Here is a 14,021-nt window from a genome sequence, read left to right on the forward strand (position 1 = left end):
CCGTTACGACTAGCGAAATTGCGCGAGGAACCGCAAGTCGTTGTCGAAGAACAGACGCAAGTCGTTCACGCCGTAACGCAGCATGGCCAGACGCTCAACGCCCATGCCGAAGGCAAAGCCCGAGAATTCTTCCGGGTCGATCCCGGACATGCGCAGCACGTTGGGGTGAACCATGCCGCAACCCATCACTTCCAGCCAGCCGGTCTGTTTGCAGACGCGGCAGCCTTTACCGCTGCACATCACGCATTCCATATCGACTTCAGCGGATGGCTCGGTGAACGGGAAGAATGAAGGACGGAAACGTACCGCCAGCTCCTTCTCGAAGAACACCCGCAGGAATTCTTCGATGGTGCCTTTGAGGTCGGCGAAGTTGATGTCGCGATCAACCAGCAGGCCTTCGACCTGGTGGAACATCGGCGAGTGGGTGATATCGGAGTCGCTGCGATACACACGGCCTGGGCAGACGATGCGGATCGGCGGCTTCTGCGATTCCATGGTGCGGACCTGTACCGGCGAGGTATGGGTGCGCAGCAGCATGTTCGCGTTGAAATAGAAGGTGTCATGCATCGACCGGGCCGGGTGGTGGCCTGGGATGTTGAGCGCCTCGAAGTTGTGATAGTCGTCTTCGACCTCAGGGCCTTCGGCAATGCCGTAGCCGATGTGGGTGAAGAACTGCTCGATACGTTCCAGAGTCCGGGTAATCGGATGCAGGCCGCCCGAGGTCTGGCCACGGCCAGGCAGGGTCACGTCAATGGATTCGGCGGCGAGCTTGGCCGCAAGATCAGCCTCCTCGAGCGACGCCTTGCGCGCATTGAGAACCTCTGTAACACGCTCCTTGGCCACGTTGATCAGCGCACCGACTTGCGGACGCTCTTCAGCCGGCAAATTCCCCAGGGTCTTCATCACCTGAGTCAATTCACCCTTTTTGCCAAGGTAGTGAACCCGGATTTGCTCCAGGGCATTGATATCTTCTGCGCTTTGCACAGCCTCTAGTGCTTGAGAGACCAGCGCATCCAGGTTTTCCATGTACAGACTCCAGATACAAAATAGGGGAAGAGCTTGAAGGCTCTTCCCCTATTTAAGACGTTTAACACCGTGGGCCGCGGAAGCGACCCAGGGTGACTGTCGGGGGTACTTAAGCCAAGGTGGCTTTAGCTTTCTCGACAATCGCAGCAAACGCCGCTTTTTCGTTCACTGCCAGATCAGCCAGAACCTTACGGTCGATCTCGATGGACGCTTTTTTCAGGCCAGCGATGAAACGGCTGTAGGACAGACCGTTAACACGTGCACCAGCGTTGATACGAGCGATCCACAGAGCGCGGAACTGACGTTTTTTCTGACGACGGTCACGGTAGGCGTATTGGCCAGCCTTGATAACCGCTTGCTTGGCAACACGGAATACGCGTGAACGCGCGCCGTAGTAGCCTTTAGCAAGTTTCAGAATTTTCTTGTGGCGCTTACGCGCCATGACGCCACGCTTTACACGAGCCATGAGTTACTTCCTCTATTCTTGACTAAAATTAACGAAGGCGCAGCATGCGCTCGACTTTTGCCACGTCAGACGGATGCAGCAAGCTGCTACCGCGCAGTTGACGCTTACGCTTGGTCGACATTTTAGTCAGGATGTGGCTCTTGAAAGCGTGCTTGTGCTTGATACCGTTAGCAGTTTTCAGAAACCGCTTAGCAGCACCACTTTTAGTTTTCATCTTTGGCATGTTCGGTACTCCGCATTCAGTTGATAAACATAATCAGAAGGCCTGCCGTGCCCTATTGATTACTTCTTCTTTTTCGGGGCGATGACCATAATAAGCTGGCGTCCTTCCATCTTAGGATGCTGTTCGACCGAACCGTACTCGAGCAGGTCAGCTTCAACCCGCTTGAGGAGTTCCATCCCCAGCTCCTGGTGGGCCATCTCACGGCCGCGGAATCGCAAGGATACCTTGGCCCTGTCCCCATCACTCAGGAAACGTACCAGGTTGCGCAGTTTTACCTGGTAATCCCCTTCCTCCGTCCCTGGACGAAACTTGATTTCTTTTACTTGAATCTGCTTCTGGTTCTTCTTCGCCGCGGCAATCTGCTTCTTCTTCTCGAAGATCGACTTGCCGTAGTCCATCACCCGGCAAACGGGTGGGATTGCGTCGGCGGAGATTTCCACCAGGTCCAATTTGGACTCTTCAGCAATACGAAGCGCTTCATCAATCGAGACGATGCCAATCTGCTCGCCGTCAGCGCCAATTAACCGAACCTCGCGTGCCGAGATATTCTCGTTGATCGGGGCTTTCGGTGCAGCTCGTTTATCTTGTCTCATTTCACGCTTAATAATAATTACTCCGAATCTGGGCGACCACGCCGGGAAACCGCTTGCGCGAGGAACTCAGCGAACTGGGCGACGGGCATCGAGCCCAGGTCAGCACCTTCACGAGTACGCACAGCGACAGTCTGCATCTCGACTTCCCGATCTCCGATAACCAAAAGATAGGGAACCTTGAGCAAAGTATGCTCGCGGATTTTAAAGCCGATCTTTTCATTTCTCAAGTCGGACTTGGCACGAAATCCGCTTTCATTGAGAGTTTTTTCAACTTCAGCGGCAAAATCTGCCTGTTTATCAGTGATATTCATGATCACTGCCTGGGTCGGAGCCAGCCACGCAGGGAATGCACCCTCGTAGTGCTCGATCAGGATCCCGACGAACCGTTCGAACGAGCCGAGGATCGCCCGGTGCAGCATAACCGGGTGTTTACGGCTGTTGTCTTCGGAGACGTATTCGGCTCCCAGACGGATCGGCAGGTTAAAATCGAGCTGCAGGGTACCACACTGCCAGACGCGACCAAGGCAATCTTTCAGCGAGAACTCGATCTTCGGACCGTAGAACGCGCCCTCGCCCGGCTGCAAGTCGTACGCAAGCCCCGCACTGTCCAGCGCTGCGGCCAGTGCAGCTTCGGCTCGGTCCCACAGCTCGTCGGAACCGACGCGTTTTTCCGGACGAGTGGACAGCTTCATCTCGACTTCGGTGAAACCGAAATCGCGGTACACGTCCATGGTCAGCTTGATGAACGCAGCGGATTCGGCCTGCATCTGCTCTTCGGTGCAGAAGATGTGGGCGTCATCCTGAGTGAAGCCGCGCACGCGCATGATGCCGTGCAGTGCACCCGATGGCTCGTTACGGTGGCAGGCACCGAACTCGGCCAGGCGCATCGGCAACTCGCGGTAGCTCTTCAGGCCCTGGTTGAACACCTGTACGTGGCACGGGCAGTTCATCGGCTTGATGGCGTAGTCGCGGTTTTCCGACTGGGTGGTGAACATGTTGTCGGCGTAGTTGGCCCAGTGCCCGGATTTCTCCCACAGGCTGCGGTCAACGACTTGCGGCGTCTTGATCTCCAGGTAGCCGTTGTCGCGCTGAACCTTGCGCATGTACTGCTCGAGCACCTGGTACAGGGTCCAGCCGTTCGGGTGCCAGAACACCATGCCCGGCGCTTCTTCCTGGAGGTGGAACAGGTTCAGGCGCTTGCCGATCTTGCGATGGTCGCGTTTTTCGGCTTCTTCGATGCGCTGGATGTAGGCCGCCAGCTGCTTCTTGTCAGCCCAGGCAGTGCCGTAGATCCGCTGCAGTTGTTCGTTCTTCGCGTCACCGCGCCAGTAGGCACCGGACAGCTTGGTCAGCTTGAACGACTTGAGGAAGCGTGTGTTCGGCACATGCGGGCCACGGCACATGTCGACATATTCTTCGTGGTAATACAGGCCCATGGCCTGCTCGTCCGGCATGTCTTCCACCAGGCGCAGCTTGTAGTCTTCGCCGCGGGCAGTGAACACGTCGATCACTTCGGCACGCGGAGTGACTTTCTTGATGACGTCGTAATCTTTTTCGATCAGCGCGTGCATGCGCTGCTCGATAGCCGCCAGGTCGTCCGGGGTGAAAGGACGCTCGTAGGCGATGTCGTAATAGAAGCCTTCGTCGATGACCGGGCCGATGACCATCTTCGCGGTTGGGTACAGCTGCTTGACCGCATGGCCAATCAGGTGCGCGCAAGAGTGGCGAATGATCTCCAGCCCCTCTTGATCCTTGGGCGTGATGATTTGCAGGCTGGCATCGCCGGTGATCAGGTCGCTGGCGTCGACCAGCTTGCCGTCGACCTTGCCGGCCACGGTGGCCTTGGCCAGGCCGGCACCAATGGATGCGGCGACCTCGGCTACGGAAACCGAATGATCGAATGAACGTTGACTGCCGTCGGGAAGAGTAATAGTTGGCATGGCGCCTCCTCTCCTAGTGGTGACCCCTACCAAAGGTCACGTGGGTTGGGATGAGCCAGTACAAGATCCAATACCAGGCCGTTCAGTGATGAACGCCTGCCTTACAGCGGCAGGAGCCTTTCGGCCAACCGATAATCGAACCAGAGTGACTGGAGTTAAACAAAAGACCTTGGCAAGGCGGCATAGGGCGCGCCGGAAAATAGCCAAGCGAAAGATGCTAGCACAGATGAACGGTCATGGCGCCGAAGCCGCTTCACGAAACGAAAATTCCCGGCTTTTAAGGGCAAAAGTGAACTTGAACTGTACGGCAGCCCTCAAACACACCGAGAATCGCCGTTCGTCCACGACTCCAGGAGCATTTGATTATGCGTTTTACCTCGACTTTCGCCCTTGCTGCATCCCTGACCCTCATGTCCCTGGGTGCGCACGCCGCAGCCCCGTCGAACTGGCCTGCCGGTGCGCGGGACAGCTTCATCAAGGATTGCAGCGCAGCCGCCCAGCAAAGTGTTGATGCCAAAACCGCCAAAGACCACTGTGAATGTGGCGCGGACAAAATCAATGCCGAATTGAGCAGTGCCGAAATCAAGGAACTCATGACCAACCAGAACGCAGATCCTGCGCTCAAGACCAAAGCTGTGACGGCTATTTCGTCCTGCAAAGTCGTGAAGAAAAAGTAATTTTTACACCCTGCCAGACCGGCTGAAGGACCAGAAATCGCCATGAAAACTGCCATTTCTCACAAATTACGCAGCTTTTACGGCTTTTTTTAACAGCTGATATTTCGCCTGAAAGCCCCGTAGATCGGGGCTTTCAGCCAACCAAGGCATGAAACACAACGCGATTGATTAGCAAACAATGCCTTGGGGGGGCTCCCAAGCCGAACATTTCGACTATGATAGCTCGGTGTGCCCAGTTGGCCTGAGCAGCACAGCACTACTGAAAATATATGTTTCTTGGAGATACACCATGTCTAATCGCCAAACCGGCACCGTTAAATGGTTCAACGATGAAAAAGGCTTCGGCTTCATCACTCCTCAAGGTGGCGGTGACGACCTGTTCGTACACTTCAAAGCTATCGAAAGCGACGGTTTCAAAAGCCTGAAAGAAGGCCAAACCGTTTCCTTCGTGGCTGAGAAAGGCCAAAAGGGTATGCAAGCTGCACAGGTTCGCCCAGAGTAATTCTGCGCCGAACTAAAAAAACCCCGTCCATGTGACGGGGTTTTTTATGGCCTGGAGAAAAGCGCTGGAGCAATCAGCCGCAATTGACCCGATTGATCACAAGGTTGTCATCGGCATTGAGGTTCAGGCGATCGGAGCGGTATTCCAGCGTGACCATGTCATCTGGCTTGAGAATGCGTGCGTTCTGCGCTCCGGCGCGGCTACGGGCCTGTTCCAGCAATTGTGGCGAAGCTTTCTGGCCGATTGCGAACTCGGCAGCCTTCGCCTCACAGCGGCTATGACCAGCATCGGTCACGGCAGTGTCTTTGGCTGGCTCAGAGGTACCCGGGGTGCTGCAGCCCGACAAGGCGAGCGCAGCCAACAAAGTACCGAATGATGCGAGCTTCCAAGGCATGAAGCCTCCTTTGAGAAAAAATGGACAGAGATCGTGCGACCGTGGTTTGGCCGATTGGTTTCAGAATTGTCACAATTGGCTGTGGGCCAGTCTGCCTGAGTCGACACCGGGCGCTGGCGAATCAATCGTCACCAGATATGAACGCACTCAGTAGATGTCGATGTAATCAAACGGCGGGGTTGGCCAGTTCTGCTTGAGCGCGTTGAAAATCTGCATCACCCACACCTCGTCGCTGGCTGCGACGTTGCCGACATAACCCGAACCCGCCGCCCAGGTCTCCAGGCGGAACAGAAGGCCGTCGATATCGACGCCACCCACCACGCCCGAAGAAATGTAGGCAATGCCGGCCTTGGTAACGCGCAATTGGGTGTGAACGTTGTCACTGGCGGACGCAAGCAGCTGCCGCACAGCGTCCAGCGTCAGGTTCTCGGTGTTGTTCAAGTCGATCTGCACGCGGTTTGTCCTGGCAATTAAACAGGCGGACAGTGTCGCACAGCCCTCCCCTCATGCCTAAGTAGCAGTGCCAAACACGGCGCAAAATGGTTAACTCCCTACGCAGAACGCACTAACCGCCTTTCAGCCTCGCGAGACACCCATGACCATCGTCACGATCCACGCCGACATCAAAGCCAAGTGGCCCCACGGGCAAAGCTCCTACAGCCCGGGCAGCCCGGAGGAGTTGGCAATCATCGGTATCGACCTGCTGGTCAAGGAACTGGGCACACAGGCCGCGCAGGCATTCATCGGCCAGGTATTCGAGAAATACCCGGCCGATCACATGGGGGCGCCAGACCCCGAGCGCGAATAAGACCCGGCCGACGAACGTCGACCGGCAGGCTGTTTACTTCAGGCGACCAAGGCGTTCGGTCAGCAGATCGAAGAAGCCCTGGGCATCGCCATTTTCAACCCAGAACGCGTTCTTCGGTTGTTTCAGGCCATCGTACCAGTCGACGATGGTCTGGCCGAAGGTCGGGCCTTCACGGCTGTCCACCACCACGTTGACCTCACGGCCGCTGAACAGCGCAGGCTTGAGCAGGTAGGCAATGACGGTAGCGTCATGCACCGGGCCGCCCGGGATGCCGTAGTGCTCCATGTCGCCCTTGACGTATTCATTGAGAATATCGCCCACCACCTTGCTCGCGTTGTTGTTCAGCGCAGCGATTTGCTTCAGGCGTGCGTCGCTGGTCAGGACCTTGTGGGTCACGTCCAACGGCAGGTAGGTCAGCTTGACGCCGCTCTTGAGCACGATCTCGGCCGCGATCGGGTCGGCGAACAGGTTGAACTCGGCCACCGGCGTGATATTGCCGCCGTTGAAGTGCGCGCCGCCCATCACCACCACTTCCTTGATGCCTTGAGTGATCTCCGGCGCCTGGGTCAATGCCAGCGCCAGGTTGGTCTGCGGACCGAGCATGGCGATGGTGATGCTGTGGGGCTTGGCGGTGCTGAGGGTCTTGATCAGGTAATCAACGGCATTGCCTTCGGCCAGGCCTTTTTTCGGCTCATGCACGGTGACGCCGGAGATACCTTCCTTGCCATGGATGTTTTCAGCGTAGATCGGCGTGCGCAGCATCGGTTTCGGTGCACCGGCATATACCGGGATGTCCTCGCGCCCTGCCCATTCGCGGGCCAGGCGTGCGTTGCGGGAGGTCTTGTCGAGGCGCACGTTACCGGCAACGGTGGTCAGCGCGCGGATCTGCAGTTCATCGGGCGAAGCCATGGCGAACAGCAAGGCAACCACGTCGTCGGCACCGGGATCGGTGTCGATGATCAGGTCGATTTTTTCCGCCGCGTGGGCGCTTGCAGCAGTTAGCACGGACAAAAGCAGCACACTCCGGAACAGGTGTCGCAGGGTTTGGGTACCACGTTGCATGACGCACTCCTTGTCGTTGGGGAATTCTAGAACGTTACGCCGGAAACCAGCGCGATATTGCAGTAGGGCTGGCACTCGCCGGTGCGCACCACCGCCCTCGCCTTGCGGCTGAGCTGCTTGAACTCTTCATGGCTGACCAGGCGGCGCTCGCCGAGGGCGGCCTGTTCGGTCAGGGTATTGAGATCCGCCAGGGCCGGCGGTTGCTTGAGCAGGATTTCTTCCGCGAGCACGTGGCTTTCCACCTGCATCTCGCTGAGGACGATGCGCAAGGTACTGACGAAATCCGGAATGCCTTTGGTCAGCGCCAGGTCGATCAGCTCGACACCCGGCGGCACCGGCAAGCCGGCATCACCGATCACCAGAATGTCGCCATGGCCAAGGGATGCGATCACCCGCGACAGCGCGATATTGAGCAAGGGAGTCTTTTTCATGAGGGCACAAAACCTTGGACGTCATGCAATGTGGGAATAGAGGGTTGCGCACCCGCGCGGGTCACGGACAGCGCGGCGGCTACCTGGCCGAAACGAATGGCCTCGGCCTCGCTCCTGCCGTTGGCCAGCGCGGCTGCGAAACCGCCGACGAAGGTGTCACCGGCAGCCGTGGTATCGACCGCCTTGACCTTGGGCGCGACCAGGTGCTCGAAGCCTTGGCCATCGGCAAACAACGCGCCTTCGGAGCCGAGGGTAATGATCACTTTGCCAGCACCGGCCTTGATCAGGCGTGTGGCGGCGGCCTTGGCGCTGTCCAGCGAGTCGACCACCACGCCGCTCAAGGCCGAGGCTTCGCTTTCATTGGGAATCAGGTAGTCGATGGCGGCGTACCAATCCTCGGGCAGCGGACCACTGGCCGGCGCCGGGTTCAGGATCACCGTCTTGCCCAGCTCGCGACCGCGCTTGAGGGCATGGCCGACAGTCTCCATCGGCGTTTCCAGCTGGCAGACAATCACGTCGGCAGCCTGCAGCACACTGTCAAATGCCTGTAATTTGGCTGGGGTCAGCTCGCCATTGCTACCGGCGACAATAACGATCGCATTCTGGCTGCTGTCATCCACCACGATCAGCGCCACGCCGCTGGAACCGTCGACGGTGCTGACGGCCTGGCAATCAATGCCCTCCACCAGCAACGCGTCGCGCAATTGCGCGCCATAGGCATCGGTGCCCACGCAGCCGACCATGGCGACCTCAGCCCCGAGGCGCGCCGAAGCGACCGCCTGGTTCGCGCCCTTGCCGCCGGGAACGGTGGAAAACGATTGGCCGATCAGGGTTTCACCGGCGCGGGGCAGCCGACTGGCCCGGGTGACCAGGTCCATGTTCAGGCTGCCTATTACCACTACTTTTGCTGGCATACATCAGTACTCATCAATTCGGTTCAGCGGTATTGGGCAAACACACCGGCCAACGGCGCCGTCGATTCGCGCAGGACAATACTCGGCGTCACGATGCGTTGATCGATCGGCAATTGGGGTGTCGCAATTCGTCGCAGTAAAAGCTCGGCCGCCATCTCTCCCAGCTGCAGGATCGACTGGCCCACGGTGGTCAGCGCCGGGTACACGTACTGGCTCATCTGGATATCATCAAACCCGATCACCGACAGCTCACCGGGCACCCGGATATTACGTTCGGCAGCGGCGCGCAAGACGCCGAAGCCAATCATGTCGTTGCCGGCAAAAATCGCGCTGGGGGGATTATCCGCCAGCAATTGCGCCGCGGCCGCGTAACCACCGGTACTGGTGAAATCACTTTCCAGCACACGGCCGGCCGGCACTTCGAGCCCCGCCTCGGCCAAGGCGCGGTAGTAGCCCGCCATCCGCATTTGCGCCACGCGGGTATGACTCGGGCCACCAATGCAGGCAATGTCGCGATGACCCAGATCGAGCAAGTGCCGGGTCGCCAGGTAAGCACCCTGTTCGTGGTCGATGCGCACCAGGTCGACATCGATCCCGTCCAGTGCACGGTCGACGATGACCATCGGCGTGCGCACCGCCTTGAGGCCTGTCGCCAGGCCGCTGTCGTCGCCGCCCACCGAGGTCACGATCAAGCCGTCGATGCGTTTTTCCAGCAGCACCCTCAGGTAGCTGCGCTGCTTTTCAGCATTATCGTCGGAGTTGCAGAGGATCACGCAATAGCCGTTACGCTCGCAGTAATCCTCGATGCCCCGGGCCAGTTCCGCAAAATACGGGTTGAGGCTGTTGGGCACCAACAGGCCGATGGTGGCTGTGGTCTTGGCCTTCAGCGAGCGCGCGACCGCACTGGGTACATAGTCGAGCTGCTTGATGGCCGCCTCGACCTTGATCCGTACCGGCTCGCTGACCGGGCGCGTCTTGTTCACCACATGAGACACCGTGGTGTAGGAAATCCCCGCCAGCGCGGCCACATCCTTGATCGTTGCCATGGCTCAGGCTCGCCGACTGGCGCGCTGGCTGCGGTAAGTATCGAGCACCACCGCGATCACGATCACGGCACCGGTGATGATACGTTTGGTCGGCTCGGTGGCGCCAATCTGCGCCAGCCCTGCCGCCAGTACCGAGATGATCAGCACGCCGAAGAAGGTACTGATGACCGAGCCACGCCCGCCCATCAGGCTGGTGCCACCGATCACTACCGCAGCGATCACTTGCAGCTCCAGGCCGGAACCGGCGTTGGGATCGGCCGCTTCCAGGCGCGAAATCTGGAACAGCGCCGCCACACCCGCCAGCAGGCCCATCAGGCTGAACACCAGGATCTTGTAGGGCTTGGGATTGATACCCGCCAGGCGCACGGCCTCTTCGTTGGTGCCAATGCCGATCAGGTAGCGACCGAACACGGTACGGGTCAGCACCAGCTGCGCGGCGATGATCACCAGCAACGCGATGATGAACGAAGGTGAAATGCCGAACGCCACCGGGTTGGACAGCCAGGCAAACGAATCACCGATGTATGCGGTACGCGAGCCGGTCATCTGGTACGCCACGCCGCGCGCCATTTCCAGCACGCCGAGGGACACGATGAATGACGGGATCCGCCAGGCCACTGTGATCGAACCGGTAATGGTCCCGGCCAACGCGGCGCAGCCCATGCCCAGCACGGCTGCCGGCAACACACTCCAGCCCCAGCCGAGAATCGCCACACTGACGGCCGATGCGGCCAGGGCCAGCACGGAGCCTACCGACAGGTCGATGCCGCCGATGATCAGCACGAAGGTCATGCCGACTGCCAACACCATCAGGTCGGGAATCTGGTTAGCCAGGGTGCTGAAGGTGTCGTACGAGAGGAAGTGGTCGCTCAGGAACGAGAACAGCGCAATCATCGCCAGCAAGGCGCCGGCCAGGCCCAGGTAGGTGCCCAGGCCATAGAAGTTGCCGCCACGTTTTGCGGGGGAGGAAGTGGTTTTCATGGGGTATTCCTAGGCGCTGCGTCGTTGAGCAGCGCATCACGTTTCTGATAGCCGGCAAAAGCAGCGGCAAGCAATTCGTCCTGGGTCCAGCTGTCGCGCTCGAAGGTCTCGATCAGGCGCCCGGCGGAAAGTACCCCGATGCGGTCGCAGATCAGCATCAACTCACGCAGGTCGCTGGACACCACCACCAGCGCCTTGCCCTGGCGGGTCAGGTCGCCGAGCAACGCATAGATATCGAATTTGGCGCCGACGTCGATGCCTCGGGTCGGTTCATCGAACAGCATCACCGCGCAATCGCGCTCCAGCCAGCGGCCAATCACCACCTTCTGCTGGTTGCCACCCGACAGCTCGGACACCAGCTGCGCCGGACTGGAACTGCGGATACGCATGGCGTCGACCTGCCGCTTGGCCAAGGCCGTTTCGTCACGACTGTTCACCAGGCCACCGCTGGACACCTTCGGCATGTTGCCCAAGGCGATGTTGGCGCCGATGGATTGGGTCAGCAGCAAGCCTTCGCCCTTGCGGTCTTCGGTGATCAGGGCGATGCCATGGCCAACCGCATCGACGGGCGAGCGAATGCTGACGACTTGCGCCGGTGTGCCCAGGGCCACGGTGCCGCTGTCGGCCAGGTCGGCGCCGAAGATCAGGCGCAGCAACTCCGTACGGCCCGCACCGATCAGGCCGGAGATGCCGTAGATTTCGCCGGCACGCACTTCAAACGACACGTCGCGGACCTTGTCCGAGCGGGTCAGGCCTTTTACCGTCAACAGCGGCGCGCCGATGGTGCGCGGGCCCAGGTCGATTTTCTCGCCCAGTTCGCGGCCCACCATCAGCGTGACCAGTTGCTCACTGTTGTAGTTGGCCATCGGCTCGACACACACCAGCTTGCCGTCGCGCAGCACCGCAATGCGCTGGGCAACCCGGGCCAGTTCTTCGAGCCGGTGGGAAATATAGATAATCGCCACGCCCCGGGCCTGCAGGCGGGTGATTTGTTCGAACAGCATCTCGACTTCACGGGCGGTCAGCATCGCCGTAGGTTCATCGAGGATCAGTACGTGGCAGTCGCCAATCAGGTTGCGGGCGATCTCGACCATCTGTTGGTGGCCGATGCCGAGGCTGCCGACCAGGGTGTCCGGGTCGATAGCGTCCAGGCCGACCTGGGCCATGGCTTCAATGGCGGCCTTGCGCAGTTGCTTGCGGCTGATCCAGCCACCGTGGCTGGGCAGGTTATCGAGGAACAGGTTTTCAGCGACCGTCAGGGTTGGCAGCAGGTTAAGCTCCTGCATGACCATGCGGATGCCCTGCTCTTCAGCCTGGGTCCGGCTGCCTGGCGTGTAGGCCTGGCCATTGAACTGCATCTGGCCGTCGGTCGGGGTGACCAGCCCGCCGATGATTTTCGACAGGGTGCTTTTCCCCGCGCCATTCTCACCGGTAAGCGCCAACACTTCCCCACGATTGAGCGTCAGGGTGATGTCGGACAGAACCGGTTGGGCATAGGTCTTGCCGATACCGCTGACCGAGAGGACAGCGTTCGGTGCGGAAGATGACATAGGAACGTCTCCAGGCGTCCGCTCGGGTGAGCGGACGCTGTTTTGTGCTGCCGGGGAATTACTTCTTGAGGATGAGTTCGACCGGGGTTTCGATCATGCCATCCACGGCATCGACTTTTTCACCCTTGACCAGCTTCAGAGCGTTCTGGATACCGAAAACGGCTTGCTGGGCAGCAGCCTGGTCGGCGGTGGCCAGGACACGGCCGTCCTGCAGCATCGGCTTGATGGCCTCGATGTTGTCGTAGCCTACGACCAGCACCTTGCCAGCCTTGCCGGCGCCACGTACGGCGGATACTGCGCCCAGTGCCATGTTGTCGTTACCGGCCAGCAGTGCCTTGATGTTCGGGTTTGCCTGGAGCATGGCAGCGGCAATCGCGTTGCCCTTGTCGATTTCCCACTCACCGGATTGGGTGGAGACGATCTTCATGCCGGCGGCATCCATCGCGTCCTTGAAGCCAGCGGTACGCTGCTGGGCGTTGGTGGTGGTGGACACACCTTCGATGATGCCAACCTGGTCACCCTTGGTGAGGTGCTTGGCCAGTTCTTCACCGACCAGGCGCGCGCCCTTGCGGTTGTCTGGACCTACGAACGGGATATCAAGGTTTTTGCTTTTCAGTACATCCACATCCAGACGGTTGTCGATGTTGACGATCTTGATGCCTTTGTCGGAGGCCTTTTTCAGCACGGTGACCAGGGCTTTCGAGTCGGCGGGAGCAATGACGATCGCGTCAACCTTGGACAGGATCATCTGATTGACGATATCGATCTGCGCACTAGTATCGGTTTCGTTCTTGATCCCATTGGTGATCATGTCGAAATCGGCGGAGTGGGCCTTCTGGTATTCCTTGGCACCGTCTTGCATGGTGACGAAGAATTCGTTGGCGAGGGATTTCATGACCAGGCCGACCTTGGGTTTGGCGGCGGTCTCGGCAGCAAATGCAGAGGAAAGAGGCAGGGCAGCGGATGCGGCAGCAAGCACAGCGACAGCAAGAAGACGTCCAGCAAATGGCAGCTTCATGGGTTCACTCCGATCTTATGATTATTGTGAGCAACGCTTGCACCGAAGAACGCTTCGGCAGCCAACCCACCCGGGCGGCTGATACGAGCTTTCACGACACTCGAGGAGGACCCGTGAAACATCTCGCAAACGTTTGCGTTAGGTCAAACTATGAGAAGCTTGTCGAGATTTGTCAACGGGAGAAAACTGCCTTTTGTTGAATCCGCTTTACGCCCTGCCCTCGAAGCCATCCGGTACCCCCTTTAAACATCCGCGTTGCTGGATCGTTCTCTGAAACGACAGGTCGCGGCGTGCCTCCTGCGTTTAAAACCAAACTTTTCCGTCATCCTTTTCGGACAACCGAACACCCGCGCACCGCTTTGTTCGGAAAGCCGGACAGAAGACCAAGCC

General features: G+C 59.1%; 17 protein-coding genes. 3 read left to right on the forward strand and 14 right to left on the reverse strand.

The window, feature by feature from the left end; all coding sequences use genetic code 11:
* Positions 1 to 9 precede the first annotated feature (9 nt).
* The 5 genes from pheS to thrS form a co-directional block, all read right to left on the reverse strand.
* A complete protein-coding gene (gene pheS, locus HX873_RS20945; RefSeq protein WP_003219939.1) occupies positions 10 to 1,026 on the reverse strand; it encodes a phenylalanine--tRNA ligase subunit alpha in 1,017 nt (338 codons plus the stop codon).
* A gap of 109 nt (positions 1,027 to 1,135) precedes the next feature.
* Positions 1,136 to 1,492 carry a 50S ribosomal protein L20 gene (rplT, locus tag HX873_RS20950; RefSeq protein ID WP_003219940.1) on the reverse strand — a complete coding sequence of 119 codons (357 nt, stop codon included), beginning with the start codon at positions 1,490 to 1,492 and terminating at the stop codon, positions 1,136 to 1,138.
* A gap of 28 nt (positions 1,493 to 1,520) precedes the next feature.
* A complete protein-coding gene (rpmI, locus tag HX873_RS20955; RefSeq protein ID WP_002553160.1) occupies positions 1,521 to 1,715 on the reverse strand; it encodes a 50S ribosomal protein L35 in 195 nt (64 codons plus the stop codon).
* Between the two features lie 59 nt (positions 1,716 to 1,774).
* The gene (gene infC / locus HX873_RS20960) at positions 1,775 to 2,326 is read right to left on the reverse strand and encodes a translation initiation factor IF-3 (protein ID WP_169875357.1); all 552 of its coding nucleotides are present in this window, start codon (positions 2,324 to 2,326) and stop codon (positions 1,775 to 1,777) included.
* Entirely contained in the window at positions 2,326 to 4,248 is a 1,923-nt protein-coding gene (thrS, locus tag HX873_RS20965; protein WP_003219944.1) for a threonine--tRNA ligase, read from the reverse strand. Before thrS ends, infC begins: the two co-directional genes overlap by 1 nt.
* Before the next feature lie 362 nt (positions 4,249 to 4,610).
* On the opposite strand from thrS, the gene HX873_RS20970 reads away from it, so the two are divergent.
* Positions 4,611 to 4,925, forward strand: a complete 315-nt coding sequence (locus tag HX873_RS20970) for a hypothetical protein (RefSeq protein WP_080673250.1) — start codon at positions 4,611 to 4,613, stop codon at positions 4,923 to 4,925.
* A gap of 289 nt (positions 4,926 to 5,214) precedes the next feature.
* A complete protein-coding gene (locus HX873_RS20975) occupies positions 5,215 to 5,427 on the forward strand; it encodes a cold-shock protein (RefSeq protein ID WP_003179963.1) in 213 nt (70 codons plus the stop codon).
* 73 nt (positions 5,428 to 5,500) lie between these two features.
* Here HX873_RS20975 and HX873_RS20980 read toward each other — a convergent pair whose 3' ends face one another.
* Together HX873_RS20980 and HX873_RS20985 are read right to left on the reverse strand one after the other, a co-directional pair.
* A complete protein-coding gene (locus HX873_RS20980) occupies positions 5,501 to 5,821 on the reverse strand; it encodes an I78 family peptidase inhibitor (protein ID WP_177123154.1) in 321 nt (106 codons plus the stop codon).
* A 147-nt stretch (positions 5,822 to 5,968) separates the two neighbouring features.
* Positions 5,969 to 6,274: a hypothetical protein gene (locus HX873_RS20985; protein WP_087693964.1), complete on the reverse strand. Its 306-nt coding sequence runs from the start codon at positions 6,272 to 6,274 to the stop codon at positions 5,969 to 5,971.
* 142 nt (positions 6,275 to 6,416) lie between these two features.
* Between HX873_RS20985 and HX873_RS20990 the strand changes: the two genes are divergently transcribed.
* The gene (locus HX873_RS20990) at positions 6,417 to 6,629 is read left to right on the forward strand and encodes a hypothetical protein (RefSeq protein ID WP_003219951.1); all 213 of its coding nucleotides are present in this window, start codon (positions 6,417 to 6,419) and stop codon (positions 6,627 to 6,629) included.
* Positions 6,630 to 6,662: 33 nt separating this feature from the next.
* On the opposite strand, the gene HX873_RS20995 is transcribed toward HX873_RS20990, so the two are convergent.
* Genes HX873_RS20995 through HX873_RS21025 form a run of 7 tightly spaced genes read right to left on the reverse strand, consistent with a single transcriptional unit; the run spans position 6,663 to position 13,631 of the window.
* Positions 6,663 to 7,691, reverse strand: coding sequence for a nucleoside hydrolase (locus HX873_RS20995; RefSeq protein WP_003219953.1), 1,029 nt, complete (start codon positions 7,689 to 7,691; stop codon positions 6,663 to 6,665).
* Between the two features lie 26 nt (positions 7,692 to 7,717).
* Positions 7,718 to 8,122 carry a D-ribose pyranase gene (gene rbsD / locus HX873_RS21000; protein ID WP_008438690.1) on the reverse strand — a complete coding sequence of 135 codons (405 nt, stop codon included), beginning with the start codon at positions 8,120 to 8,122 and terminating at the stop codon, positions 7,718 to 7,720.
* Positions 8,119 to 9,036 (reverse strand): ribokinase, encoded by a 918-nt coding sequence (gene rbsK / locus HX873_RS21005; RefSeq protein ID WP_008438691.1) that lies wholly within the window; start codon positions 9,034 to 9,036, stop codon positions 8,119 to 8,121. Before rbsK ends, rbsD begins: the two co-directional genes overlap by 4 nt.
* Before the next feature lie 23 nt (positions 9,037 to 9,059).
* The gene (locus HX873_RS21010) at positions 9,060 to 10,082 is read right to left on the reverse strand and encodes a LacI family DNA-binding transcriptional regulator (protein WP_003219958.1); all 1,023 of its coding nucleotides are present in this window, start codon (positions 10,080 to 10,082) and stop codon (positions 9,060 to 9,062) included.
* Positions 10,083 to 10,085: 3 nt separating this feature from the next.
* Positions 10,086 to 11,063, reverse strand: a complete 978-nt coding sequence (locus HX873_RS21015; RefSeq protein WP_003219960.1) for an ABC transporter permease — start codon at positions 11,061 to 11,063, stop codon at positions 10,086 to 10,088.
* Positions 11,060 to 12,613 (reverse strand): sugar ABC transporter ATP-binding protein, encoded by a 1,554-nt coding sequence (locus tag HX873_RS21020; protein ID WP_008438693.1) that lies wholly within the window; start codon positions 12,611 to 12,613, stop codon positions 11,060 to 11,062. The genes HX873_RS21015 and HX873_RS21020 overlap by 4 nt, the downstream gene beginning before the upstream one ends.
* A gap of 58 nt (positions 12,614 to 12,671) precedes the next feature.
* The gene (locus tag HX873_RS21025) at positions 12,672 to 13,631 is read right to left on the reverse strand and encodes a sugar ABC transporter substrate-binding protein (protein WP_008438694.1); all 960 of its coding nucleotides are present in this window, start codon (positions 13,629 to 13,631) and stop codon (positions 12,672 to 12,674) included.
* Positions 13,632 to 14,021 lie beyond the last annotated feature (390 nt).

Source organism: Pseudomonas sp. P7758 (assembly GCF_013386485.1).
Taxonomy (GTDB): Bacteria; Pseudomonadota; Gammaproteobacteria; order Pseudomonadales; family Pseudomonadaceae; genus Aquipseudomonas.